The organism is Prosthecobacter sp. (assembly GCF_044236155.1).
Classification (GTDB): Bacteria; Verrucomicrobiota; Verrucomicrobiia; order Verrucomicrobiales; family Verrucomicrobiaceae; genus Prosthecobacter.
This window is the reverse complement of the sequence record NZ_JBIIHA010000019.1, coordinates 1-24488: the sequence shown is the minus strand read 5'-3', so window position 1 is coordinate 24488 and position 24488 is coordinate 1. Positions and strand designations below refer to the sequence as shown.

At 59.8% G+C, this 24488-nt stretch carries 18 protein-coding genes and 1 tRNA gene; 9 read left to right on the top strand and 10 right to left on the bottom strand.

All coding sequences use genetic code 11. From position 1 onward, the window contains the following. Window positions 1–11 precede the first annotated feature (11 nt). From ACILSE_RS15850 to ACILSE_RS15835, 4 genes are all read right to left on the bottom strand, one after another. A complete protein-coding gene (locus tag ACILSE_RS15850) occupies window positions 12–473 on the bottom strand; it encodes a hypothetical protein (protein WP_395718391.1) in 462 nt (153 codons plus the stop codon). A 45-nt stretch (window positions 474–518) separates the two neighbouring features. Then, window positions 519–1865, bottom strand: coding sequence for an MFS transporter (locus tag ACILSE_RS15845; protein ID WP_395718390.1), 1347 nt, complete (start codon window positions 1863–1865; stop codon window positions 519–521). 55 nt (window positions 1866–1920) lie between these two features. Next, a complete protein-coding gene (locus ACILSE_RS15840; protein WP_395718389.1) occupies window positions 1921–2457 on the bottom strand; it encodes a hypothetical protein in 537 nt (178 codons plus the stop codon). Between the two features lie 77 nt (window positions 2458–2534). Next, window positions 2535–3827 carry an acetylxylan esterase gene (locus ACILSE_RS15835; protein WP_395718388.1) on the bottom strand — a complete coding sequence of 431 codons (1293 nt, stop codon included), beginning with the start codon at window positions 3825–3827 and terminating at the stop codon, window positions 2535–2537. Window positions 3828–3929: 102 nt separating this feature from the next. On the opposite strand from ACILSE_RS15835, the gene ACILSE_RS15830 reads away from it, so the two are divergent. Continuing rightward, window positions 3930–4943: a phosphodiester glycosidase family protein gene (locus ACILSE_RS15830; protein ID WP_395718387.1), complete on the top strand. Its 1014-nt coding sequence runs from the start codon at window positions 3930–3932 to the stop codon at window positions 4941–4943. Window positions 4944–4990: 47 nt separating this feature from the next. Here the strand turns inward: ACILSE_RS15830 and ACILSE_RS15825 are convergent, their stop codons facing one another. After that, window positions 4991–5611, bottom strand: coding sequence for a hypothetical protein (locus ACILSE_RS15825; protein WP_395718386.1), 621 nt, complete (start codon window positions 5609–5611; stop codon window positions 4991–4993). Between the two features lie 180 nt (window positions 5612–5791). On the opposite strand from ACILSE_RS15825, the gene ACILSE_RS15820 reads away from it, so the two are divergent. Then, a complete protein-coding gene (locus ACILSE_RS15820) occupies window positions 5792–6565 on the top strand; it encodes a L,D-transpeptidase (RefSeq protein WP_395718385.1) in 774 nt (257 codons plus the stop codon). A 17-nt stretch (window positions 6566–6582) separates the two neighbouring features. Here the strand turns inward: ACILSE_RS15820 and ACILSE_RS15815 are convergent, their stop codons facing one another. After that, a complete protein-coding gene (locus tag ACILSE_RS15815) occupies window positions 6583–8280 on the bottom strand; it encodes a 4-alpha-glucanotransferase (RefSeq protein WP_395718384.1) in 1698 nt (565 codons plus the stop codon). Window positions 8281–8347: 67 nt separating this feature from the next. On the opposite strand from ACILSE_RS15815, the gene ACILSE_RS15810 reads away from it, so the two are divergent. Next, window positions 8348–9607 (top strand): hypothetical protein, encoded by a 1260-nt coding sequence (locus tag ACILSE_RS15810; protein WP_395718383.1) that lies wholly within the window; start codon window positions 8348–8350, stop codon window positions 9605–9607. Window positions 9608–9671: 64 nt separating this feature from the next. Here ACILSE_RS15810 and nadA read toward each other — a convergent pair whose 3' ends face one another. After that, window positions 9672–10613, bottom strand: a complete 942-nt coding sequence (gene nadA, locus ACILSE_RS15805; protein WP_395718382.1) for a quinolinate synthase NadA — start codon at window positions 10611–10613, stop codon at window positions 9672–9674. A gap of 85 nt (window positions 10614–10698) precedes the next feature. On the opposite strand from nadA, the gene ACILSE_RS15800 reads away from it, so the two are divergent. Together ACILSE_RS15800 and ACILSE_RS15795 are read left to right on the top strand one after the other, a co-directional pair. Continuing rightward, window positions 10699–11418, top strand: coding sequence for a VC0807 family protein (locus tag ACILSE_RS15800; RefSeq protein ID WP_395718381.1), 720 nt, complete (start codon window positions 10699–10701; stop codon window positions 11416–11418). A 63-nt stretch (window positions 11419–11481) separates the two neighbouring features. Further along, window positions 11482–11556: transfer RNA gene (locus ACILSE_RS15795), tRNA-Val, on the top strand. Window positions 11557–11583: 27 nt separating this feature from the next. Here ACILSE_RS15795 and ACILSE_RS15790 read toward each other — a convergent pair. Both ACILSE_RS15790 and xseA read right to left on the bottom strand, forming a co-directional pair. Beyond that, window positions 11584–13020, bottom strand: a complete 1437-nt coding sequence (locus ACILSE_RS15790) for a DUF1501 domain-containing protein (protein ID WP_395718380.1) — start codon at window positions 13018–13020, stop codon at window positions 11584–11586. Window positions 13021–13075: 55 nt separating this feature from the next. Continuing rightward, window positions 13076–14416, bottom strand: coding sequence for an exodeoxyribonuclease VII large subunit (xseA, locus tag ACILSE_RS15785; protein ID WP_395718379.1), 1341 nt, complete (start codon window positions 14414–14416; stop codon window positions 13076–13078). A 309-nt stretch (window positions 14417–14725) separates the two neighbouring features. Here xseA and ACILSE_RS15780 point away from each other — a divergent pair, with 309 nt between their 5' ends. From ACILSE_RS15780 to ACILSE_RS15770, 3 genes are all read left to right on the top strand, one after another. After that, window positions 14726–16678, top strand: coding sequence for an alpha/beta hydrolase family protein (locus tag ACILSE_RS15780; protein ID WP_395718378.1), 1953 nt, complete (start codon window positions 14726–14728; stop codon window positions 16676–16678). 20 nt (window positions 16679–16698) lie between these two features. Next, window positions 16699–17913, top strand: coding sequence for an MFS transporter (locus tag ACILSE_RS15775; protein ID WP_395718377.1), 1215 nt, complete (start codon window positions 16699–16701; stop codon window positions 17911–17913). 115 nt (window positions 17914–18028) lie between these two features. Beyond that, complete coding sequence (locus ACILSE_RS15770; RefSeq protein ID WP_395718376.1) at window positions 18029–19237, top strand: hypothetical protein; 1209 nt, start codon at window positions 18029–18031, stop codon at window positions 19235–19237. A gap of 91 nt (window positions 19238–19328) precedes the next feature. Here ACILSE_RS15770 and ACILSE_RS15765 read toward each other — a convergent pair whose 3' ends face one another. After that, a complete protein-coding gene (locus ACILSE_RS15765; RefSeq protein ID WP_395718375.1) occupies window positions 19329–20465 on the bottom strand; it encodes a hypothetical protein in 1137 nt (378 codons plus the stop codon). A 526-nt stretch (window positions 20466–20991) separates the two neighbouring features. On the opposite strand from ACILSE_RS15765, the gene ACILSE_RS15760 reads away from it, so the two are divergent. Further along, window positions 20992–23367 carry a DUF1549 domain-containing protein gene (locus ACILSE_RS15760; RefSeq protein ID WP_395718374.1) on the top strand — a complete coding sequence of 792 codons (2376 nt, stop codon included), beginning with the start codon at window positions 20992–20994 and terminating at the stop codon, window positions 23365–23367. Window positions 23368–24488 lie beyond the last annotated feature (1121 nt).

Here is a 24488-nt window from a genome sequence, read left to right as displayed (position 1 = left end):
AATAGCCTTAATCAGCGCGGCGATGCCATCCAGCGTGTGACCCGGCCATTGGTGAATTCCACCACGCCTGCCGTGTATGGCACATACGTCACTGAAGGACCGCCGCCCCAAAATCCAGGCCCGCCCCAGCCCCAGGGACCTCCCCAGTATGGATTCCAGGCTCCATAGCCGAATCCGACGCCCATGTTAAGCGTCCGCACCGGCCGCTCGCCGACATAAGTCCATGCCTCGATCTCCTTACCACGGCTCGTGCCGACCGAAACGCGGTCCGGCCGCCCCCATGCCAGGAACACTGCGTCCCGTGTCATGCCTTCACGGATCACGCCGCTGGTCACAAGCTGGCGGTCTTTGGCGCTGAGGCGGGTGAAAAGCTGCGGGTTGCGTTCAATGCGCGTCTGCGGCGTCGATGAGGCGCACTGTGATAGGGTCAAGGCAGTTAACAGGCCGAAGAAGAGCCGGAGGATCGTTTTCATGGCAGGAGGAGTTTAGGAGGAAGACAAACAACTTGTTCAGCAGCTCTAATGACGTGCGCCAGCCCTGCTTCGTTCATCCGTCGGCATCGAAAATCGCCGCAGCGCCATCCAACCGCCCGCAACCAGCAGCAGAAACGCGAACCACCACGGCCAGGCCCGAAGCGCTGTGGCAAAAACCTGCGGGTCGTCCGCGCCCAGATTCAGGCGGTCGCCGGTCCAGCGTGTCTGCCAGCCGAAGAGCAGCGTCGTCAGCCCGTAGGCCAGATTGATCGTCAATCCGCGAAAGCTCAGCGCTGTCGCCCGCTGTTCCGAGTCCACGATCTCGTTCAGGTAGTGTGAGAGAAAGAACTGCAAAAAGCGCATGCTCATGAAAAGCGGCACCACCAGCGCGATCCCGGTCCAGCCGGCTTGCGGATGCGCCGCCGCCATGAGGCCCGCAAACACCGCCACGGCCAGCCATGCAAAATTCTGCCGTGCACTCATCATCTTCGCGCTTTTTTCCATCAAACCCGCCGTCACCAACCCGAGCAGCGACACGCCGGTGCCGATCACCCCGTACCAGACTTCCTCGATGCCCACGAGGCGGTAGAAATTGCTCGCCACTGTCAGAAAGAGGCGGATCACGCTGTCAAACACCAGCCCGAACACGATCAACGCGAACGCCGCCCGTGTCCGCCAGATCCAGCCGCCTGTTTGCAAAATCGAGCGCCAAGTTTCCCCGACGCTGTGCCAGAAGGCCGTCTTGACCGGCTGAGCGCGCTGCTCCGACATGCGCAGCGTCACCGCCAGGCAGGCCAGCGCCGTGCCCAGGCACAGCAGCGTCGGCAGCTTAATCGCAACCTCCTTCGTCACCGTCATTTCCAGCCCCAGAAAGCCCAGCAGTGATGTGAGCGTGTGATGATCATACACCACCGAGCCGGTGATCGACGACACCACAAACCCCAGCGCCATCCCGCGTGAAAGATTCGCCATCACCCGGGGCCACAGGGTCTTCCGCTGCGCCTCAGGAAGCGAGTCGTAAGCCAGCGCTTCGTCAGCGCCACTCGCACAGGCCTCCGCCGCGCCGCTGAGCACTCGATTCAAGGCAAAAAGCCACAACACCAAGTCATGCCGTCCTTGTGGCATCGCGCACAGAACCCCCATCTCCAGCACCATCAGCACCCCCGCCGCGATCACCAACGGCCTGCGGCCAAAGCGATCCGCCAGAGCGCCCGAGGGCACCTCCAGCACCACGCTTGTCAGCGCCCACACCACGTTCAGCGTCGCGAATTCCCCGATGCTCAACCCCAGGTCCAGAAAAAGCACCGTGAACACCGGGTAATAAAACCGGCAGTTAAAAAGGATGCGGAACCATACAAAAAGGCGCGCGTTGTGATGCTCGGACATGCGCATCGTCTTACTACGCTACGAACTCAGCGCACGGCAACAAACTTCACCAGCGCGGCACTCACGGCACCACCTGCAACGAAGCGAGGACCTTTTGCACTGACGAGTTCTTGGAGAGCGCAGGCTTGTTTGAGTGAAAAGTCAGCACCCACAACTGCCGCCCCTGCGGCACGTGCACCTGCAGGATGGACTGCGACTTGTCCCCGCTCACCGCCTCGCACGCATAGGCGTTCACACCGGAGATCGCCGTCAGTCCGCTGCGCACGATCTTCACATAGCCGCCCTGCTGCATCGTCGTCTGGATTCCCTTTTGATAAGCCGCGTTGGCCACCAGTCCGGCCTTTGAACCTTCGTCTTTCGCGCCCAACGGGCCCGCGACCACCATCCGCAGGCGGCCCTCGTCCGCCGCGGCCGCGAAGAGCGTCTTGTCCGGTGCCGATGCAAGCTCACGCCACTCACCCGGGAGCGCAAAAGCCACGCGATGCGCCGGAACCCGGACACCCATGGCGCCATCTTGCAGAGGAATGCGTTCTAGCTTGGAACGATTGGCGCAACTCGTCAGAACCAGGGAGATCAGAAGTAAAAAGACACGTTTCATGGAAAAGTCAGAAGGACAGTCTCATCAAGCAGCGATCTGAGGCCAAAGGCAACCTCAAGTAATGTCACCCGCGCTCATCACGGCTTCTTCATCGCCCGCACATGCCTGAAGGCCGCCTCCTGCATGAATTTGGAGGCGGCGGGCGTGTTCGTATGCCCGGCGAGCACATCGGCATGGATTTCCTTCGGAATCGTGAGCGCGTTGTAGGCCGCATACACACTCGTCGGCGGGCAGGTCGTGTCGATGAAACCCACCGTGACCGCCGCGCCCTTGCATTTAGCGCGCGTGGCAAAGTTCACGCAGTCAAAGTAACGCGACACCTGCAACGCGGCGGCGTCCGGTTTGCCCTCGGCGTCGTTCGGCACGATTTTCGGCCAGCCGGCGATGCGGTTGGCCTGACTGCCGGTGTGATCGCACCCTGCGGGCACGCCCGCACAGAAGAAACTCACGCGCTCGTCCAGTCCCGCCGCCGCAAAGGCCTGAAAACCACCTTGGCTGCTGCCATACACGATCAGGGTTTTCCCATCCCACTCCGGCTGCGCCGTGAGGAAGTCGATGGCGCGGATCAGGCGCAGAAACATGCCTTTGAAGTAACACTGCTGGCGATCCTTGTTTCCGACGGCGCGGTAGTCCTTCAACTCGCCCGCCGCCAGCGCATCATAAAACTCCTTCGGCTTCCCGTTTGGAATGCCATGCGCGTTGATGTCCAGCGACAGCATGCCGCCCTCGTTCGCCGCCCAGAAGACGCTGCCAGGATTCGAGCCGCGCACACCCGCGCCATGCACATGCAGGATCGCGGGCAGGGATTTCGGCTTCGCGTTCTTCGGACGGCCAAAGTAGCCGCTCACCGGCCTGCCCAGGCACTCCACCTGCAAATCAAACGCGTCCACACCTTTCACCGCGGTCTGCACCGGCGTGAGCGTCGGTTTCAGCGGCACCTTCGCCAGTTCCGCCTTCTGCGCCGCCCAGAACGCGTCAAAATCCTCCGGCACCGGCATGCTTGGCTTCAGGAGCAGCGGCTCATAGCCGGCGGCGGCCAGGGCGGAGGCTTTTCCGCTCGTCGCACGCAGCAGCAGGAAACCGGGCTCGTCGAGCTTGCCGATCAGCGTGGCTTTGCCGTCCTTTATGTTCAGAGTCTGCGGCGGCTGGGGCTGCACACCGTCCTTCGACAGCACGCACACCACCTTGCCCTCGGCGAGAGGTTTGCCGTCCTGCGATGCCTCGATCGTGAAAGTGGCGGTCTCGCCAGTCTTGTAGATCGCGTCCTGGTGGTCGGTGGCGGCCTTCAGCGTGAGAACCGGTGCCGCTGTCTGCGCCTGCAGACTGCAAACCAAAGCAAAGAGGCATAGAGACGATTTTTGACGGAACATGCGCGCGATGCTGCGGCAAGGCGGTGATTGAATCAATCTTCAAGTGCGGAAATGACATCGCGCTTGATCCACCCCGTCGCTGCTTCATGCTGGCGCGCCCCCATGTCTGAAAAGAAACGCGGATGTCTCAAAAAGCTTCTGCTGCCCGCCCTTGCAGGCGTGCTGCTGGCATGGCTTGCCGCCGAGTATTTTTTCAATGTGGACAGCAACCTCGTCGCCGTCGCCGTGCGCAACTCTCCCAAGCCGCTGCAAATTCTCTCCAAGCGCGGCGAGTGGAAGCCGGCAAGCGGCCTGACCACTGGCGATTTCGCTGCCGCGTTGATCGAACGGCATGAAGAACCCGGCATGCGCTGGTCCACGCTCAAGGTGCGCCGCGGCGGCGGGTTGCTCGCCGAGACGGCGCAACGCATTTTCGGCGCGGAAGTCCAAATCATCACACTAGCGCCCGACCAATTTGATTTCATGACCACCTTTCAGCCCAAATTCGCGCTCACCACCGCCCGGGAGCGCATGGCCGAAGGAAATCTGTGGTTTGCCATCACCGCAAACTTCCGCGATCCAAAAGGACGACCAATGGGCTGGGTTTATCACGAAGGCCGGCAGGTTAATCCCCCCTTCGGCGACTGGAGCGGGTGCTTCTTTGTCAAAGACGGACGTCCGTGGTTCGGGCCCAAGTCCCTACTCAACGATGTTCCCGGCCTCATTCAGGAAGGATCGCAGGTCTATCCTTCGGTGATGAAAAACCACACGATCTTCTCTTATGTGGAGTTAAAGCCCGACGAGTTGTTCGACGGAAGCAAGATCAGCTACCGTGCTCTCGGCGGCATGCGTCAGGACGGCACGATTGTGTTTGTACTCTCCGGCGATGGCGGCGTGATGAACGTCGGCGAAGTCACCGAAATCGCCCGGAAGCTCGATGTCCAGCACGCCACCCTGCTGGACGGTGGCCGCGCCCTTCAATACTCCATCCGCACTGACGACGGTCCCTGGCACTTTCACGCCGCCAACACCGATTTGCCCATCGAATACAAGCTCCTCGAACGCCAGCGCTCCCCCGTTTACATCGGCGTCCGTCGCAAAGCGCCGCTCATCATCAATGGAGCCAGCGCTAATTGACCGCTAGAATGTCCTGAAAAAGCGCACTTCAGGAAAGCCGCGACACATCAAAGCATGCCCGGCGTGTAGCGGGGTCGCGCGGACGAAGCTGTGCCGATGGTTTGTCGCAGGCTGGCATCATCCAAGGCGCGATCCACGGCGTCCTGAAGGGCGCGCGATGTCAGTTCGCGCAGAACGGGCACCGGCGAACCGCTGCCGGGGCGGTAGGCGTTGCTCTGGCGCTCGCCTTCATAGATTTTTGTGAACAACACCCGGCCGGAAGAGGCTTCGATCACATTCACCCGGATGCGCGCATAGCCATAAGGGTGAACCAAAAGTTGCGAGCGCAGATCATGTATTTCTCCGGCGATGGTGAAACGCCCCTTCCCCGCCTCCGCCAGCATGCCGCGTGCTTCCAAAGCATGACCAAAAGCGTTGCCGACGATGTCTTTGACCGGAAGACGTGTTTGCAGGGTGTCCACCTTGGGACCGATGGGCAGACGCACATGTCCGAGCGTCTGCGCCTGCACGCCCCGTTTGTCTTTGAATTTCCCCACGTTGAAGTCAGGAGTGCCGCGCACCATCTGCCCCGGAACATAATCAAGACTGACAACGGAGGAGTTGGTGCAGTTTGAAAGACAAAACACGGAAAGGGCTCCCATGAGGGCTGGCAGGCAGCGGAGGTTCATGGACGCATCCTTAAAACGCCTTCGCCACGAATCAATGAATGAGATTTTGACCGCGAGGCTCATCAGGCAAAAAAACAACCCTGCCGGCACTCGGAACTCAGGAAAAAAACCCCCAAAACCTGAATCCAATTAACCCGGCAGGGTTGATTAATTAAATTTATATTCGGAAAGTGGGGGGCCATGCAATCTCAAAAAATTTGCCGTCAAAAAAAATCATCCGCCCTTTTGATTCTGGGCTGTTTTTTTCTGCTCTGGAGCGTCTCTTCCGCCCACGCACAACTGGGACGTGCCGTGCGGCAGGTCATTGTCACCCGGGCGGCGTCCTGGGACTCGAACACGGCCTCAATGCAGTGCTGGCAGCGTCCTTCAGCGGCGGCGGCGTGGCAGCCGGTGTTTGAAAAGCCCGTGCCGGTGCTTCTGGGCAGAAAAGGCCTCGCTTGGGGGCGAGGTGTCTTCAATCCGCCCCGGAACGGCGTCCCGATGAAAGTTGAAAAAGACTGGAAGGCACCGGCCGGTGTCTTTCACCTTGGCAGCCTCTTTGGCTATGCTGCCACACCACCGTCTGGCACACGCTGGCCCTACATCCAGGTGGGCCCTTGGGATGCTTATGTGGATGATTCGACGAGTCCGTTTTACAACCAACACGTGCGCATTGACCCGCGCCAGGGCATCCCGCCGTGGTTTGATAAGCAAAAAATGCGGCTTGGCGATGCCGCCTACAAATGGATGCTCGAGATCCGTCACAACCAGAGGCCTGCGGCACCGGGCTATGGCAGCGCGATCTTCTTCCACGTCCGCCGTGGCCCCGACAAGCCCAGCGCCGGCTGCACCACGATGGCGGAGGGCGACCTGGTGCGTCTGCTCAGGTGGATCGACCCTGGTGCCTCGCCGCACTACGTCCTGCTGCCCAGAGCTGATTATGCGGCTCTGCGCTCAGCGTGGGGACTGCCCTGAGAAGGGGCCCGCGAAATTCAAATGGAACGCCCCGTGCGCTGAATGGCTTTTTTGAGCCAGCCACCTTCGTCTTTCCACGGTGACGTGCTGCGGATTTCGGCCACGGTCATCGGCAGGCGGGCGCTCCAGTTGCTGTTCGCGGCGATGCCGGGCACGTTGAAGCGGTCCTCAAGACCAAAGAGGTCCGTCAGCATGAAAGCGGCGAAGCGCGCATTGCTGGCCAGCAGCGCCTCCAGCAGCGCACGACGGATGTGATCGTCATATTCAGGCCAGCCGCCATCCGAGAAGCGCAAACCGGCGAAATCAGAGAGAAAGCGCAGCTCTTTTTCCGCCATCGCACACTCAGACACCTCGTTGCTGCCCAAGGCCCGGCGACGATGTTCCCAGAGCGTCTTCATCGGCTCATGATCATGAGTGGCGTAGGTGGTGAAGGCGCAGTTATCGTAGTTAGCGCCCATGACGACGCGGCCATTCTCATCATCCTCCCAGTGGCTGACCTTGAAGCCCGGCACATCGAGGCTGAGCAGATGCGGACGCACATAATCAGGTACGGTGCCGAGATCCTCGGCGACGACCTCAGCGCGTCCTGCCGCGGCATCGAGGATCATGCGCAGGTATTTGTCGCCATTTGCGAGGTTCGCAGCCTTGTGGGCGGGGGTGTCGTCATCGTTTTCGATGAAATGCGGCAGGCGGCCGGCAGTTCGCGCCGTGGCTCCTTCGTCGGTGAGGTGACAAAACTCCGCGTTGCGTGCCGGACGCCACGGAAAGCTGTAAATGCGGTAAAAGCCCAGCACATGGTCGATGCGAAAGATGTCGAAGACCTCCGTGAGCTTCCGGGTGCGCTGCCGCCACCACTGGAATCCACCGCGCTCCATCTCGTCCCATCGGTAGAGCGGGATGCCCCAGTTCTGCCCCCAGCGCTGCACAAAGTAGTCGTCCTTGAAGTAAGTCTCCGGCGGAGCACCACCGCACCATTCGAGATCAAACTGCTCCGGATGGAAGAACACATCCGCGCTGCACCACGAAATGCCGAAGGGGATGTCCCCCATCAGCTTGATCCCCTTCCCGTTCGCGTAGGCCCTAAGCTCTCCCCACTGCTTGAAACACAACCACTGCACATAGGCATGGAAAAGGATGCGGTTGTCGATCTCGTCGCCCATCGCATCGCGCCAGGCACGGGCTTTGGCGGCGGTGTTCAGCTCCGGGCGCCAGTTCGTCCAGTCCTCATGCCCGTGCTCCTCCATCAGCACGCGGAAAAGGCAGAAATCATCCAGCCATGCGGCCTCCTGCTCACAGAACTTCTCGAACACCGCCATGCGTTCCGGTTGCTGCTGCACCTGGCTGAAAGCGCGGCGCAGCAGCGTGGTTTTCAGCCGGCGCACCTTCGTGTAATTCACCGGGCCATGACGAAGCAGGTCGGCGCGCATGATGCGGGTGATCGTGCGATGAAATTTTTCATCCAGCTCCGGCACGGCGGCAGGCGTCAGCTCCAGCGTGAGATAATCGAGCGCGACGGAGCTGATGGCGTTGTAAGGGCTGCTGTCGCTCCCAGTGGCGTTGATGGGCAGGAACTGCACGAAGCCGAGGCCGGTCTCCGCCGCCCAGTCGATGAGCTGCCGCACGCCCCCGGTGTCACCAATGCCGAGATCGTCGGCGGTGCGGATGGCAAAAACGGGGATGAGGATGCCGGCGCGGCGCGGCTGGACGGTGGGCATGCGTGAAAAGCAAAGTTCGCTGGTTGTCTGGTGCGATTTGGGTAGCTTGGCAAGCGTATAGAGCACGATGCGTTCCCGATTCCTGACGTTGCTGACAATTTCGAGCCTCTCCACCGCCCTCCCGGCCGCGGAGTCCACAGAGCCGCGTGTGATCGACTTCAGAGGCCCGCCGCACAACTACCTCGACTGGCAGCCCAGAGACCGCTTCGCCCAGTTGCAGGAAAAAGCGCAGAAAGGCGAGGTGAAGCTCGACACCAGCAGCGACAAGGTCTTCCTCACCAGCCTGCTGGAAGCCTTGGACATCCCCATCAGCTCCCAGATCATGGTCTTCTCCGCCAGTTCGCTCCAGAGCGAGATCATCAACCCGCGCAACCCGCGTGCCCTCTACTTCAACGAGGATACTTACATCGGCTGGGTGCCCGGCGGCCTCGTGGAAATCATCGCGGCAGATCCTGTCATGGGGCCGATGTTTTATGTGTTCAACCGCCTGCGTCCCGGCGGCCCGGTGCCGAATGTCGAGCGCTCGACCAAATGCATGAACTGCCACGCCGGCAACGCCACACGCCGCCTGCCCGGCCTCATCGCCGAGTCGCTGCTCGTCTCACGCGCCGGTTCCAGCCTTGAAACCTTCCGCCGCGACGTGCAGGGGCACCAGATCCCCCTGGAGCTGCGCTTCGGCGGCTGGCACCTCACCGGTGAGCACAACCTCTCCAGCCACAAGGCCAATGTGATGGGCATCCCGAACGCCGGCAAAAACGAGATCACCTCCGTGAATCCCGGCCAGTATTCCGACCTCAGCCTGCACCTGCTTCCCACCAGCGACATCCTCCCCCACCTCATCCACGAGCATCAGATCGGCTTCGAAAACCGGCTCGTCTATGCCATCTACACCCTGCGCCAGCTCAAGCATGAGAACAAAAACATGCTCGGCGCCGCCGCGAAGGCCGAACTCGAGGAACGCGCGCAGGAACTCGCCCGCTACATCACCTTTGCCGAGGAGGCGAAGTTCCCGGCCAAAGGCATCAACGGCGACCGCAAGTTTGCGGAAGATTTCCTGCGCGACCGCAAGGCGACTAGGTCCGGCCTCTCCTTGAAGGATCTCGACATGAAGACGCGCATCTTCAAACACCGCTGCAGCTTCATGCTCTACACCGACACCTGGAAAGAAGCGCCGAAGGAACTCAAGGAGCGCGTTTACTACCACATGGCGCTCTACCTGCGCGATCAAGCCGACCCTCAGCACGCGCACATCCCGCAGGCGGAACGTCTGGCCATCCGCACCATCCTCAAAGAAACGATGACCGACCTCCCGGCCTGGTGGCGGTAATGTGATGCGGGCACTCTTGCCCGCAGTTGAGCGCCTTCTTTGCGGGCAAGAGTGCCCACATCACTTACTTGCTCAGCTCCAGCATGCGCAGGATCGGCTTCTCGGCACGCTTGCGCAGTTCCTCGGGCATCTCGACCTGCGGGGTGAGGTCGCGCAGGCAGTCGTGGAGCTTCTGCAGGGTGTTCAGCTTCATGTAGCGGCAGTCAGCGCAGGCGCAGTGGCCGGTGGGCCCGGGAATGAACCTCTTCCCCGGCACCTCACGCTCCAAACGATGCAGCATGCCGCTCTCAGTGACAATGATGAAGGTGCCCGCCGGACTGTTGCGGCAGTAACCGACCATTTTCTCCGTGCTGCACACTTCATCCGCCAGCATGCGCACCGCATACGTGCACTCCGGATGGGCGACGACCTTGGCATCGGGATGCTCGTCCTTGATTTTTTGAATGCTGTCGCGGGTGAACTCGACATGGACGTAGCAGGCCCCCTTCCACAAATCCATCTTGCGGCCGGTCTTTTCCATCACCCAGGAGCCGAGGTTCTGGTCCGGCACAAACAGGATCGGGCGGTCCTTCGGCGCAGCGGCGACGATCTTGTCCGCATTGCCGCTGGTGCAGATGCAGTCGCTCAGGGCCTTCACATGGCCGCTGCAGTTGATGTAGGCGATCACGTAGTAGTTCTTGGCCGCGTTCGCCTTCAAAAAGGCCTCAAGCTGCGGTCCTGGGCAACTTTGCTCCAGCGAGCAGCCCGCGTCACGATCCGGCAGCACGACGGTTTTGCTCGGATTCACGATCTTCGCGGTTTCCGCCATGAAATGGACGCCGCAGAAGGCGATCACGTCCGCGTTCGTCTCCTTCGCCTTGTAAGCGAGGCCGAGCGAATCGCCCACGAAGTCCGCCAACTCCTGAATCTCCTTGGATTGGTAGTTGTGCGCCAGAATCACGGCGTTGCGCTCCTTTTTCAGGCGCAGGATTTCATCAACTAGATTGGGGGCGGCGGTGGCAACCATGGAAAGAGATTTAGAGCGTCCCGCGTGAGGTGCAAGAGACGAGGTTGCATTCGACATTCTGCATTCATCATTCGACATTCATCCCGTGACCCAAAAACAGCCCCATCCCCTGCTCGATCTCGCCCTGACTGTCATTCTGCCATCCATCGCGCTGGAAAAACTAAGTGCGCCGGACCGCCTCGGACCGCTTTGGGCTCTGGTGGTCGCTTTGCTGCTGCCGCTGGGATTTGGCATCTGGTGCTTCATCAACAAGCGCGGGCTGAACTTCTTCTCCGTGCTTGGCCTGATCGCCGTGATCGTCACCGGCGGTCTGGGGCTCTTGAACCTGAACGCCACCTGGTTTGCCGTGAAAGAGGCCCTGTTTCCGATCTTCCTCGGCATCGCCTTTCCTCTGAGCCATCGCTGGGGCAAACCGCTGGTGAATGAGATGCTGCTGAATCCGCAGGTCATCAACATGCCCGTGTTGCATCAGGCGCTCGACACGCCGGAGAAACACCACGAATTCGCCGTCCTGCTCAAACGCGCCTCCTGGGGCATGGCAGGCACCTTCATGTTCTCCTCGGCCGCGAACTTTGCCCTCGCCATCTACCTGCTGGGCGACAAAGCCCCTGGCAGCCTGGAATACACGAAAGCGATCGGCCGCCTGAACTGGAGCGGCTTCCTCGTGATCGGCCTGCCGCTCATGGGCGTCACACTGGCGCTCCTGCTCTGGCTCCTGCGTTCCATCACGCGCCTGACGGGTCTCGAACGAGACGACCTCATGAACCAGGGGGCCACCGTACGGCGGCAGGTGAACAACGGCTGAATCCGCAGGCAAAAACCGTTTGCCGAAACAGCGCGGGGCATTTATACACTGCGCCCCGGACTCGCGCGGTTAGCTCAGTGGTAGAGCATTACCTTGACATGGTAGGGGTCACAGGTTCGAACCCTGTACCGCGCACCATCTTCGGTTGAAGATTACACCTCCGGCTCAAGCGAGAATCTCGCTGACCACACGCGACTGCGGATTCTCGACCAGCGTCATATCGGTGCCGTTGCGCTTGTAGCTGAGCTTTTTCGGGTCGAGGCCGAAGAGGTGCAGCAGCGTGGTATGGTAGTCGTAGTGATTGACGACGTCCTTGACCGCATGATGGCCAAACTCGTCCGTCTCGCCGTGCATATGACCGCCTTTGAAGCCGCCACCGGCCACCCACATGCTGAAACCGTAGGTGTTGTGATCGCGGCCGACGGTTTTGCGGTCCTTGGCGCCGGCGCGGTTTTGAATGACCGGCAGGCGGCCCATTTCACCGCCCCAATGCACCACCGTCGTATCGAGCAGGCCGCGCTGTTTGAGGTCGGTGACGAGCGCCGCGGCACCCTGATCGACATACAGGCACGTCGCCGGCAGGCCGGTGAGGATGCTTTGATGATGATCCCAGGTCTGGTTGCCGGTGAAGAGCGACACAAAACGCACACCACGCTCGACCAGACGGCGCGCGATGAGGCAGCGCGTGCCAAACTCCGCCGCGGCCGGATTGTCGATGCCGTAGAGCTTCTTCGTGGCCTCGCTTTCCTTCGAAATGTCGAGCGCCTCCTTCGCAGCGGTCTGCATGCGTGCCGCGAGCTCAAAACTCTGGATACGCGCCTCGAGATCGCTTTCACCGGGACGGGCTTCGAGATGCTCGCGGTTGATGCGCTGGACGAAATTGAGGTAGCGGGCCTGCGCGTCGCCTTTGAGGCTCAGCGGCGCGTCGAGATTGGGAATGCGCGGCTCTTTGGGACGAATGACCGTGCCCTGGTAGAGGGAAGGCAGCCAGCCGTTGCTCCAATTGTCCACGCCGAGCACCGGCACGCCGCGCGGATCAGTCAGCGCGACGTAGGCAGGCAGATCCTGATTCTCGGAACCGAGGCCGTAGGTGATCCACGAGCCGAGCGTGGGCCGCCCACCGGTGACCTGGCCGTTCATGAGCGCGTAGATGCTCTGGCCGTGGTTGTTCACGCCGGTGTGCATCGAGCGGATGAGCGTCACGTCATCGACGATGCGGGAGAAATGCGGCAGCAACTCGCTCACATCCATGCCGCACTGGCCATACTTGCCGAATTTCCACTGAGGGCCCATCACCTCGCGGCTGGCACCGGCGGCGTCGTCGTATTTGACCTCACCGGGGAATTCCTTGCCGTCGAGCTTCACCAGTTCCGGCTTCGGGTCGAAGAGATCCATGTGGCTGGGGCCGCCCTGCATGAACATGGAGATCATCGCCTTCGCCTGGCCGAAGCGGTGCGGGCGCTTCGGTGTCAGGTCAAAATGCTGCGCCTTAGCCTGCTCGGAGGTGGCCAGCAGGCCCTGCTCCTGCAGCAGCGTGGCCAGCGCGATGCCGCCGATGCCATAGCAGGAACGGTTGAGGATGGAGCGGCGGGTATGAAGCATGCTTGTTCTACGCGGGCAAAGCATGGGCTCTAACTCAACAGCGGGCAGAAAACCTCTACTTCACGACACTTCGCACAACACCTCTCGCCAGACGGGTTACGAGTTCATCTCCTTCTGCAACCTCAACCGCATCCGAGAGCACACGGCCCTCGGCATTCGTTGTGTAGGAAAAACCGCGGGCGAGCACCGATTCGGGGCCGATATGCTTCAAAAGCTCGCCGCGTGACTCCAGACGATCCGCCAGACGATCCAACCTGTGCATGAGCCCCTGCCTCAGTCGTTGAGACAGTGTTTCGGCACGGTGTACGGCCTCGGCGAGTTGCAAGCGTGGATGATGCGCGGAGAGGACATGCTGCTTTTGCGTCAGATCGTCGGCAAGCGACTGCAAACGCTCGCGAACGGCCTCACGCATCCGTGATTCGGCTTCATCGGTGCTTTGCTCGGCCTGCTGGAGCAAACGATCTGGCGCGTGCAGCAGCGGACCTTTGGCGGTGAGGTCGAGGACGTGCTGATGATGATCAAGCAGCGTGCTGACACGCGTCTTCAACGTGCGTGCGATGCTTTCAAAGTGCCGCTGCAACTCGCCAACGTCCGGCGCGAGCAGTTCCGCCGCCGCGCTAGGGGTCGGAGCACGCAGATCAGCCACGAAGTCAGCGATGGTGAAGTCGATCTCATGCCCGACCGCGGAAATGATTGGGATCGGACATGCAGCGATGGCACGGGCGAGCACTTCCTCATTGAAGCACCACAGATCCTCCAGGCTGCCTCCACCACGACCGACAACGATGGTGTCCGGCACCGGCAGGCCGAATCTCTCCGCATCGCCGAGCACTTCCAGCGCGCGCACGATCTCGCGCTCAGCACCCTGGCCCTGCACACGCACGGGAAACACCAGCACGCGCACCCACGGCGCACGGCGCGTGAGAATGTTCAGCATGTCCTGGATCGCCGCGCCGGTGGGTGATGTGACGAGCGCGACGACGGCAGGAAAACGCGGAATGGGCCGCTTGCGTTCGTCGTCGAAAAGGCCTTCCGCGAAAAGCTTGCGTTTCAGCGCCTCGAACTGCTCCTGCAGCGAGCCTTTGCCCTTCGCCTGCACCTGTTTGACGACCATCTGATACTGGCCGCGCGGCTCATACACGCTGATCTCTCCATGCACCTGCACGAGAGCGCCATCCTGGAGGCGCACATTGGTCCGGGCGGCGGCTCCGCGAAACATCACGCAGGAGAGCTGCGCCCCTGCGTCCTTCAGCGTGAAATACTGGTGGCCGGAGCTTTGCAGGCGGTGGTTGCTGATCTCCCCCTCCACCCAAACGCTGCCGATATGACCTTCCAGCACTTCGCGAATCTCGCGCGTGAGCTGGGTGACGGAGAGGATTTCAGCGTCTTCGGGCATGACGTCCCGATGTGACACAGAAGCGGGCAATGTCCAGCCGCCACAAAGCATCATCGGCTGACGTCGGTGCCTGCTTCTGGCGGAAAGAAAGAATACAGGAAGCCGCCAGGTATTGCATCACTGCAAACTTCCAACCACATGGATTCATCTTCCCTCCCACGCCGTCGTGACTTTCTTCAAACCGCCGGCCTCGGAATCCTAGGGTGGCCGGTGATCCAATCTTTTCTCGGAAATGCGGGCACCGCGTTGGCTCAAAATGTCACCCCAGCACCAGCAGGTGTTGTTCCGGCACTAAACCGCTTCCCGCGAATGATGCAGGACTGGCTGGTGGCCGAGGTGCGTGCGGCTGAACAACGCGGCAATGCCCGGCGCGAGGCTTTGAAGACCAAGGCCGACGCCGAGGCTTATGTGCAATCCGCGCAGGAGCGCATTCGTCAGTGTTTCGGTCCGCTGCCGGAGAAAACACCACTCAACGCGAAGGTTACCAGAGTTCTCGAGCGCGACAAGACCATGGAGAGGGACCATTATCGGATCGAGAACATCGTCTTCGAGAGCCGGCCGAATTATCTCGTCACCGGCAATCTGTACCTGCCCGCAGGACCGGGTCGCAAAGGCCCGTTTCCCGGTGTGATCGGCGTTTGCGGCCACTCACTCAATGGCAAGGCCGAGAAAGCGTATCAAAGTTTCGCGCAGGGACTCGCGCGCCAGGGCATGGCGTGCTTCTTGATCGATCCCGTCGGCCAGGGCGAACGCTTTCAGTATTTGAACGAGAAACTAGGCTCCCGTCTCGGCGGCGGCACTTCCGAGCACAATCAAATGGGCGCGCCGCAGGCACTCGTCGGCGAGTTTCTCGGTACTTGGTTCGTGTGGGATGCGATTCGCGCGCTCGACTACTTGCTTACCCGCGATGAAATCGACCCGAACCATCTCGGTGTGACCGGAAACTCCGGTGGCGGCACGCAAACAACATGGCTCTGCGGCATGGAACCGCGTTTCACCATGGCAGCGCCTTCCTGCTTCGTGACCACCTTCCGTCGCGACGCGGAAAACGAACTGCCACAGGACATGGAACAGTGCCCGCCACGTGTTTTGGCGGAAGACCTCGATCACTGCGATTTCCTAGCCGCGATGGCCCCGAAACCAGTCATCATCATGGCGCAGGAGAAGGATTACTTCGATGCCCGCGGCTCAGCGGAGACTTACGAGCGGCTGAAGAAGCTCTACACGCTGATCGGCAAACCGGAGAACATTCAGCTCCACATCGGCCCTGATCCGCACGGCTACACGCAGCCGAACCGCGAGGCGATGTATCGCTTCTTCGGAAAAGCCGCCGGCATTCCCGCTGCTGACGCAGAACCGCTCATCACCATCGAAACAGACGAGGATCTGCTCTGCACGCCCAAAGGCCAGGTCACGGCGATGGGATCGCGAACGCTGATGTCGTTCACACACGACAAAGCGGAGACGCTCGCGAAGAAACGGGGCTCCGTGAGCGGTGCCGCGCTCGAGACAGCGGTGGGTGAAGTCTTGAAAATGCCCGCGCTGCGGGATTCGCCGCCGGATTACCGCATTCTCCGCAGCATGGGCCAGCGCAAGTATCCCGCCAAAGCCTACTGCGCCTACGCCGTCGAGACGGAGCCGATGATTCATGCCTTGGTGACGCGTTTGAGCGAGGAAGTGCTCACCTCGCGCCTGCCTCGCGGCCAGAGCAAGGCCGTGCTCTACATTTCGCACCGTTCCGCCGACGCCGAGTTGCGCGATGATCCCTTCGTGCAGGAACTCGTCGCTTCCTCAGCCGGCGCGGCCTTCTTTGCCTGCGACGTGCGCGGCATCGGCGATTCGCAGCCAGACACCTGTGGCGCGAACCAGTTCCTCGGCCGCTACGGCAGCCACTACTTCTACTCCGCCTACAGCCTGATGCTCGACAGGCCGTTGCTCGGCCAGCGCACCTTCGACGTGTTGCGCGTCATCCAGCTCCTCACTGCCGCAGGACACACGGAGATTCATCTCGCGGGCCGGGGCTGGGGCGCGCTGCCCGCCGCTTTTGCAGCGCTTCTGAGCAAAGACGTGAAAAAGGTCACGCTGAAGCATGCGCTCACCTCCTTTCACGACATCGCCATCCACGATGACCAGCAGTGGCCGAACGCCTTCATGCTGCCACATGCGCTGGAGCATTTTGACCTTCCCGATTGCTACACGGCGCTGAAAAGCCGCGATCTGCGCCTCATCGAGCCGTGGGGAGCCGCCGACGGCATGAAATGACCACCCAACCAACACGCACCATGCAAACGCAGCTCAAGACCAAGCTCTCCATCTTCATGTTTCTCCAGTATTTCATCTGGAGCAGTTGGTACATGACACTTGGTGCCTATCTTGGCACGTTGAACTTCAGCGGCGAGCAGATCGGCCTCGCCTATGGCGCCTTTGCCTGGGGTGCCATCCTTTCGCCTTTCATCGTCGGGTTGATCGCCGACCGCTACTTCGCCTCCGAGAAAATCATCGCGCTACTCGGCATCGCCGGTGGCCTGGTCATGCTGGTGATCCCGCGTCTGCACACTTTCGGCACTGTTTATCCGGCGCTCATCATTTACTGCACGCTCTACGCTCCCACGCTCGCGCTGGGGAACTCGGTTTCGATGACCCATCTCGCGGATGCGAAGAAGGATTTCCCGTTTGTGAAGATCTTCTCCGCCGTGGGTTGGATCGCGGGCGGCGTGGTGCTCAGCCAGTTGAAGGGAGAACAGTCGCCGCTGCAATATTACCTGGCAGGCGGCACATCGATGGCCTTCGGCCTATTCGCGCTGAGCCTGCCGCACACGCCGCCGAAGAAGAAGGGCCAGAACGTGCCGCTGGGTGAAGTCCTCGGGCTCGATGCGCTGGCGCTGCTGAAAAAGCCCGCCTTTGCCATCTTCATCCTCTGCATGTTCCTCATCTGCATCCCGCTGTACTTTTACTTCGTGAACCTCGGCACCTACCTCACGCAGTTGGAGTGGGTGGACTGGGCGCAGAAGATGACACTGGCGCAGATTTCAGACATCATCTTCCTCATCCTGCTGCCACTGATGCTGAAGAAGCTCGGCTACAAGAAGACGATTTTCCTCGGCATCCTGGCCTGGGCCACGCGCTACTTCCTGCTCAGCGCCAGCGCCTCCAGCACCGGCACCGTGCTCATCTTCGGTGCCATTCTGCTCCACGGCATCTGCTACGACTTCCTCTTCATCGCCGGACAGCTTTATGTCGATGGCGAGGCGAACGAGCGCATCCGAGGTGCGGCTCAGGGACTGATCGCCATCATTCTCTGGGGTTTTGGGTCGCTCGTCGGCACTTATTTGGCCGGCCGCGTGATGGATCAGCACAAACTGGTTGAGGCCAAGGGTGCCATCGCTCACGACTGGGCTGCCATCTGGGCCACTCCTGCATGGATCGCCGTCGGCGTGCTAGTGGTGTTCCTGATCTTCTTCCGTGAGCCCGCCAGATCATCGAGCGGGGAGCAATGAAAGTGTGTGTGGGCGTGTTGATTTCTCGACAGGCGAAAGTCCAGATGGAATCGTGGCCCGACCGGCCACCGCGTCGTTCCATCGCACAAGAATGCAGACCAGTCTGTCCAGTCTTATGAAAACCCTCTCCTTCCTGCTCCTTTCCGCCACCACATTGCTTGCGGAAACCACCTTCAGCCCGTGGTCTTACACCGACAAGGACCTCTTCCCCAGCGCCATCGTCTCCACCGCCACCGTGGACTGGAATGGCGATGAACAAGCCGCCGAGGACAAAAAAACCGTGGATGATCCCAAACTGAAGAAGCGTGACATCCCGATCTATGGCGATGAAAACGGCTGGCTTGCCATCGAGCTGAGCGGCCTGCCCAAAAACGCGCAGGTGGAGGCGGAGATCAGCATTGACGGCTTCATGAAGCCCTCCCGTTGGAAGGGCAAGATCGCCAAGACCACTCGGGAAGGAGAAGCACGCATCTTCCCGAAAGCGGCCTGGGATTATGAGGCGCTGCTCAAGGTGCGCCAGCAGCGCCCGGTCAACGTCACCTACAAGGTGTCTGTTAACGGCACGGCCATTGATGACGTTACCGAGACTTGTGTCATGAAATCCATCAACGACTGCCCCTTCTATGTGTTGTGGGACGAGGACGGCGAGGACTTCGACGACTTCTCGTGGATCTTCGCCGCCTATGTGAATGAGAACCATCCTGAAGTGGACACGATTCTCAAAGAAGCCCTCGAAAGCGGCCTGGTGAGCAGTTTTGACGGCTACCAGTCGGAAGACCCCAAGCAGGTGATGATGCAGGTCTTCGCCGTCTGGAACGCCCTGCAACGACGCGGCATCAAATACAGCGATGTGTCCACCACCACGCCGAGCAAGTTCGTCGTCAGCCAGACGGTGCGCTTTCTTGACGACTCCATCGCCGCCACCCAGGCGAACTGCGTTGATGGCTCCGTCCTTATGGCCTCCGTTCTGCAAAAAATCGGCATCAACTCCTACCTGGTCATGGTTCCCGGCCATTGTTTCCTGGCTTTTGACTCGGGCGAAGGTGACGACGACAATATCATCGGCCTGGAAACCACCATGCTTGGCAACGATGAGCTCAAGCCGGTGAAGGACATCCCAAATCTGAACCAAAAGATGAAACTGAAGGAGTTCCAGGCCTCCTACCGGACCTTCAGCAATGCGGTCAAAACCGGCAACAACGCCTTGGAGCGGCACGCTGAGGCGTTTGAGAGCGAGGAAGACCCGAACATCCAGATGATCTCCATCGCCGACGCCCGTGAGTTTGGCATCATGCCCATCGCCTCCACCAAGGCGCCGAAGTAAGTTCCCTATTTACATAAGCGGTCAAAAAAGGAACGCATGGCCTCGCGGCCATGCGTTCGTGATTTTCATACTGTAAAGTGGCCGGAGAAGATCAGCAGCAGCAACCCTCGCAGCATTCAGCGATGCCGTCGTCCTCTTCTTCTTCCTCTTCCTCCTCTGCTTCTTCCTCATCGCAGGATTCTTCGTCTTCTTCCTCATCCTCGAGGCCGTCGCCGTCATCATCGCCGTCTTCCTCGTCGGACGTGCCGTCGTTGTCGTCGTCAGTGTCTTCTTCGTCGCTTACACCGTCGCCGTCTTCGTCGTCATCACTATCTTCCACTTCTTCAAAGAGGCTGTCATCGCCCTCCTCGTCGATTTCGACTTCCTCCTCGAGCTCGGCCTCGTCGTCCTCATCTTCCTCGGTGGCTTCCTCCTCGTTGTATTCCTCAAGGTCTTCCTCATACTCGGTCTCCTCCGTCTCCGAGATGGATTCGGTGATGGATGTCTCCTCGTAATAGCTCTCGTAGTTTTCGATGCTCACCTCGTAGTAGTTCCACGATTCGTAGTAACTCCATGCATCTTCATAAAAAAGAGTGTTCATCGCGGTGGTGTCGCTGTCGAGCACCTGCCACACCGTGTAGTATTCAGGATAAAACGACCTGATGATGTTTGAGTAGGCGGCCAGCGCGTTTTGAAGACGATTCCACTGATACTGGTACTTGGCGTAGGCCAGACGACCATCCCCTTCCACGGCAGCCAGTTGTTCCACCAAATGCACGAGATCCAGGATCATGCGCTCCTGGTAGGACTTCGGTCTTGCTTTTCCAGCCACCTTTTCCAGCTTGCCGAGCAGCGAGTCCAACTGGGTGCCGGATTTTTCGATCAGCGCTAGTTCTGCGGGTGTCAGCTTGCCCTTCTTGCCACCACCTTTCTTATAGCTGGCGACCGAAGGACCGAAGTGATTCACATACATGTCGTAGGCGGTGGAAAGGGAAACCACTCCGCGCCCGACGGTGGACTTCGGATGAGCGCCGCGAATCATGCCCCAGGTCGCGGCCAACTGCGTGATGCCCTGGCCGGTCAAATCCAACCCCTTGAGCATGTCCGGGCTCTTTTTCTGGATGCCCGCGTCCATAAGGTCGATGCCGTCGATGATCGTCTTCAGTGAAGACCAGTAAGGCACCGCCTGCTTTGACTTCGGATTGATGTCCTTGGAGTTCTTGACGATGTAAACGACGGACGCCTTCATATCGTCCACCAACGATGAGGCCGTGGGCGGAGCGCCCTTCTTATTTTTGGCCTTGCCGTGTAGTGAAACTGCTGGAGTTAACCCAAGGCAGAGGCTTGCAGCAAATGCCACGGAGCGAATGAGTGTCAGATGTATCTTTTTCATGAGAAGAGAAATGCTTCTAGCGCCTTCCATGAGCAGTTGTCACACCTTTTTTGTAACTATTTCGCCCCTCGTGCGATGCAGGCAAAGAAATCAAACAAACTGGTCGGGCTGGCGAGATTCGAACTCACGACCTCTTGCACCCCATGAGTGGTTGCTTAGACATGGAAGCGTTGACTTTCCTTGGACACGGCAGGGCTGCGCTAAGCTTATTGTGTTAAAACGAAAATAGGTCATTCTGCTACAGCGCCATTTCACCTGCCGAGGATGCAATTCGGCACCCAAAGTTGACGCCACCTCGCCCATGAAATGATGCCGTCATAGTGCTTGTCGGGACTATGCAGCCATCTGCAACACCGGGGCTTGCTCCTGCGTTCCAGCTTGGATGAAAAGCCTCCTGGCGTGTTCAATGATCTTCACGTTTTGGCTTGGGCCGATCGCCCGGGCCGATCCAAAAGTTTCTGCCGCCGCCGATGAAATTGACGCGCTTCTGGCGAGGGACTGGGCGGCTAACAACTTGACGCCCAACGCCCCGGCGGATGACAGTGTTTTCGTGCGCCGCATCTATCTAGATGTGGTGGGCCGCATTCCCACCTCGCGTGAAACTGAGGAGTTTCTGACTTCCAGCGAAACAGGAAAACGTGCGGCACTGATCGACAAGCTCCTCGATTCCGAGGGCTATGTGCAGAACTATTTCCATTACTGGGCGGATGTGCTGCGTGTGCAATCCAAGGGCCAGCGAACAGGCCCTGCGTATGGTCATTTCATCAAGGATGCGCTGCGCAGCAACAAACCGTACGACCTTTTCGTGCGGGAGATGGTCGCCGGAGAGGGCAAGGCCTGGTCCGATGGCGCGATTGGCTACTATACACGTGATCGTGGCATGCCCTTGGACAACATGGCGAGCACGCTGCGCATCTTTCTGGGCACCCGCATCGAATGCGCCCAGTGCCACAATCACCCCTTTGACAAGTGGACCCAGATGCAGTTCTACGAGATGGCGGCCTTCACTTTTGGCGTGGAGATCAGAGACTTCGGCGGCGGCATCACGGGAGGCATCAGCGACCTTGTGCGTGATCAAGGCATGGCCATTCGCAACACGTTCAAACAGCCTGAATGGCCCAAGAACCCGGCCACCGTGGCCGACCGCCTTGCTTACTGGGCGGAGGTGGAGAGAGTGGCGCGCGCACGCCGGGCGGCCGAGGATGCCTTGCACCAAGCTGAGCGTCTCTACAATCAGGCCTTGTATCGTGGCAACCCGCACTATCCCAAGATGACCTTTGACGAAAAGCGCAAGGTCACTCTGCCACCGGATTACCAGTATGACGATGCGAAACCCAAATCCGTCGTGAAACCGGCTTTCATCATGGGCCATGCATGTACTCCTCTGCCAGGAGAAACACGGGTCCAGGCCTACGCACGCTGGCTGACGAATCCCAATAACGACCGCTTCAACAAGGTCGTGGTCAATCGCCTATGGAAAAAGGCCTTCGGCCTCGCCCTGATCGAGCCGCTCGATGATCTCACGGACACTACCGTGGCGGTGAATCCGGAGCTGTTGAGCCATCTTGAAAAGCTGATGGTGAGCCTGAAATACGATATGAAGGCGTATCTGCGCATCCTCTTCAACACGAGCACCTACCAGCGCCAGGCCTCCCACGAGGAGGTGGCGCCCGGGACTGCCTACCACTTCACGGGCCCGCTGCTGCGCCGCATGACAGCCGAGCAATTGTGGGACAGCTTCGTGACGCTGATCAACCCGAGTCCCGACATGCCAAACATGACCACCCGCGAATTCTTGGAGCAGCGCAGGCTGGCTGTGGAAAAAATCGCCGGTCCGGCTGAGGCGTTCAAGAGCATTCAAGTGGCCGCCAAGAAGTACCAGGAGCAGCCGGAAGGTGTGGAAGCCATGCAGAAACGGTTGGCGGAGGCCCGCGAAGACGCCAAAAAATTCCAATCCATCGCCGCCAACGTCACTGGACCTGAAAAAAGGGCTGCCATCACCCACGCTGCTGAGTGCAATGCGAGAATCAAATCCATCAGCCGTGAGATCACTGCTCTTTATAGCAATGCACGCCGCACCGTCATGGCTGAAGTGATCATTCCCGGCCAAAAAAAGCTGTTCGAGAAGGTCACCGGCACGCCCTGGGAGACCATTGCTTATGAACCCAAACGGGAGGTTCCAATTCAAGCCGCCCCCGGTGCCGTCATGCAGGCGTCCGGTGCTGCCGAGGGAGAGCGCACCATGGCCCCTGGGAATGGCAAGACCAAGCCGACCAAGGCGGAGGCCGCCGAAGCTGAGATCAAGGCCTGGAGCGAAGAGGCCACCTACTATGCCATCCCCCGGAGGCAGTGGCGGGACTACTTCCGTTCGCGGGCCCAGCAGTCCCGGCAGTGGTTGCGCGCAGCCGAAATCGAAAGCCCAGCCCCGCGCGGTCATTTCCTGCGCGAATTTGGCCAGAGCGACCGGGAATTCATTGAGAACGGAAACAGTGAAGCCTCTGTTCCCCAGGCTCTGGCATTGATGAATGGTGAACTCCTGCCGCAGATCGTTCACCGCTACAGCCAGCTCATGCTCACCGTGGGCAAGTCCCAATCTGCCGACGAAAAAATCGACGCCGCTTACATGGCCGTGCTTTCCCGCAACCCCACCGCAAGGGAAAAGGGCCTTTGCCTTCAGGCCCAGGACAAGGGCCTCAGTACCGTGGAGGACCTGATCTACGCACTAATCAACACCCAGCAGTTCATCTTCAATCAGTAGGTGACTGCCTCCGGCATTCTCCCGTCGAGTCAGCGCCGCCAGGACTCAACAGGCGAGATCGTCGGCGTTCGGTTGTAAACCTGGGCGACTTGATCGTTCGGGGCGTTGGTCAAAATCGAATACCTCTCGTCCATCGGCGCCAAGCTCGAAACGCTGCTGAGGCAGACCCGGCAGCGGAGTCAAACGCAACCGCCAAATCGTGTGCCTTTTTGAAGAGACCTTTCTTTGACCCAGAACTCTGTGTCAAATTGTGGCCTTGTCGGTCAAAATGGAGAACGCCGTGGATGGCGGTCAGTGGACACGTGCTTGGGCCCTCCTGGGCTAAAGTGCTGTGCTAAAGCGTGCCACAATGTGCTACCCCCCTCTGCCAGACCTAGAACACACTGCAGAAATTAATTGGAATCCAAATCCGCGTAATCCCTTGGTTTCAAGCCAACAAACTGGTCGGGCTGGCGAGATTCGAACTCACGACCTCTTGCACCCCATGCCAGAGAGCGATGCTCCTAAATCACTGAACGCCAGAGACTCGCAAAGGTGTGTGCTAAAGGCTGTGTGCTAAGGGGTGCGGCAGTCCACAAAGTCATCAACAAAACATCAATCACAGCAACTTCAGCCATGGCAAATCTCGCCCGTGTTATGAGCTCGGAAGCGAAGGGAACAGCTCACGTCTGTGGTGATTCACGAGACGGGCCAAGTCGTTGAGCCAGCGCCCTGAATCCGCGCCCTCCCCGTTAATGGAGAGGGATCCAGCGACTGAGCGGCACAGCAGCTCCAACCACTCAACAGCCTTACGCAAAGCCTACGGCTTGCTGGAGAAAATCTTCTGTCCGCATTTGGTGCATTTCCACCGCGGAGCAGGCTGAGGCCTGCAACCCCCATAAGCTATGAGACCCGCAGCTACTTTATGCTCAATCACCTCTGACTCGGCTGGGTAGCCATACAGGATCGTAGCAACGGGCCGGTGTCCACATGAGGGGCAAGAGCGTGGCTTGCTTGCGTATGGACTGATCACCTTCCCTGAATTGCGCGACGCAAGGGCATCGTCCTTTTTCGTGATGACTCCAATGTATTCAAACATGTCCATTTCAGAGATCCCAAGCTCCCACTGAATGTCTAGGTAC

Excerpts from the sequence above, each read along its gene's own strand:
- ACILSE_RS15850 (WP_395718391.1), bottom strand. The coding sequence starts at position 473 with ATGAAAACGATCCTCCGGCTCTTCTTCGGCCTGTTAACTGCCTTGACC.
- ACILSE_RS15845 (WP_395718390.1), bottom strand. The coding sequence starts at position 1,865 with ATGCGCATGTCCGAGCATCACAACGCGCGCCTTTTTGTATGGTTCCGC.
- ACILSE_RS15840 (WP_395718389.1), bottom strand. The coding sequence starts at position 2,457 with ATGAAACGTGTCTTTTTACTTCTGATCTCCCTGGTTCTGACGAGTTGC.
- ACILSE_RS15835 (WP_395718388.1), bottom strand. The coding sequence starts at position 3,827 with ATGTTCCGTCAAAAATCGTCTCTATGCCTCTTTGCTTTGGTTTGCAGT.
- ACILSE_RS15830 (WP_395718387.1), top strand. The coding sequence starts at position 3,930 with ATGTCTGAAAAGAAACGCGGATGTCTCAAAAAGCTTCTGCTGCCCGCC.
- ACILSE_RS15825 (WP_395718386.1), bottom strand. The coding sequence starts at position 5,611 with ATGAACCTCCGCTGCCTGCCAGCCCTCATGGGAGCCCTTTCCGTGTTT.
- ACILSE_RS15820 (WP_395718385.1), top strand. The coding sequence starts at position 5,792 with ATGCAATCTCAAAAAATTTGCCGTCAAAAAAAATCATCCGCCCTTTTG.
- ACILSE_RS15815 (WP_395718384.1), bottom strand. The coding sequence starts at position 8,280 with ATGCCCACCGTCCAGCCGCGCCGCGCCGGCATCCTCATCCCCGTTTTT.
- ACILSE_RS15810 (WP_395718383.1), top strand. The coding sequence starts at position 8,348 with ATGCGTTCCCGATTCCTGACGTTGCTGACAATTTCGAGCCTCTCCACC.
- nadA (WP_395718382.1), bottom strand. The coding sequence starts at position 10,613 with ATGGTTGCCACCGCCGCCCCCAATCTAGTTGATGAAATCCTGCGCCTG.
- ACILSE_RS15790 (WP_395718380.1), bottom strand. The coding sequence starts at position 13,020 with ATGCTTCATACCCGCCGCTCCATCCTCAACCGTTCCTGCTATGGCATC.
- xseA (WP_395718379.1), bottom strand. The coding sequence starts at position 14,416 with ATGCCCGAAGACGCTGAAATCCTCTCCGTCACCCAGCTCACGCGCGAG.
- ACILSE_RS15780 (WP_395718378.1), top strand. The coding sequence starts at position 14,726 with ATGATGCAGGACTGGCTGGTGGCCGAGGTGCGTGCGGCTGAACAACGC.
- ACILSE_RS15775 (WP_395718377.1), top strand. The coding sequence starts at position 16,699 with ATGCAAACGCAGCTCAAGACCAAGCTCTCCATCTTCATGTTTCTCCAG.
- ACILSE_RS15770 (WP_395718376.1), top strand. The coding sequence starts at position 18,029 with ATGAAAACCCTCTCCTTCCTGCTCCTTTCCGCCACCACATTGCTTGCG.
- ACILSE_RS15765 (WP_395718375.1), bottom strand. The coding sequence starts at position 20,465 with ATGAAGGCGTCCGTCGTTTACATCGTCAAGAACTCCAAGGACATCAAT.
- ACILSE_RS15760 (WP_395718374.1), top strand. The coding sequence starts at position 20,992 with ATGAAAAGCCTCCTGGCGTGTTCAATGATCTTCACGTTTTGGCTTGGG.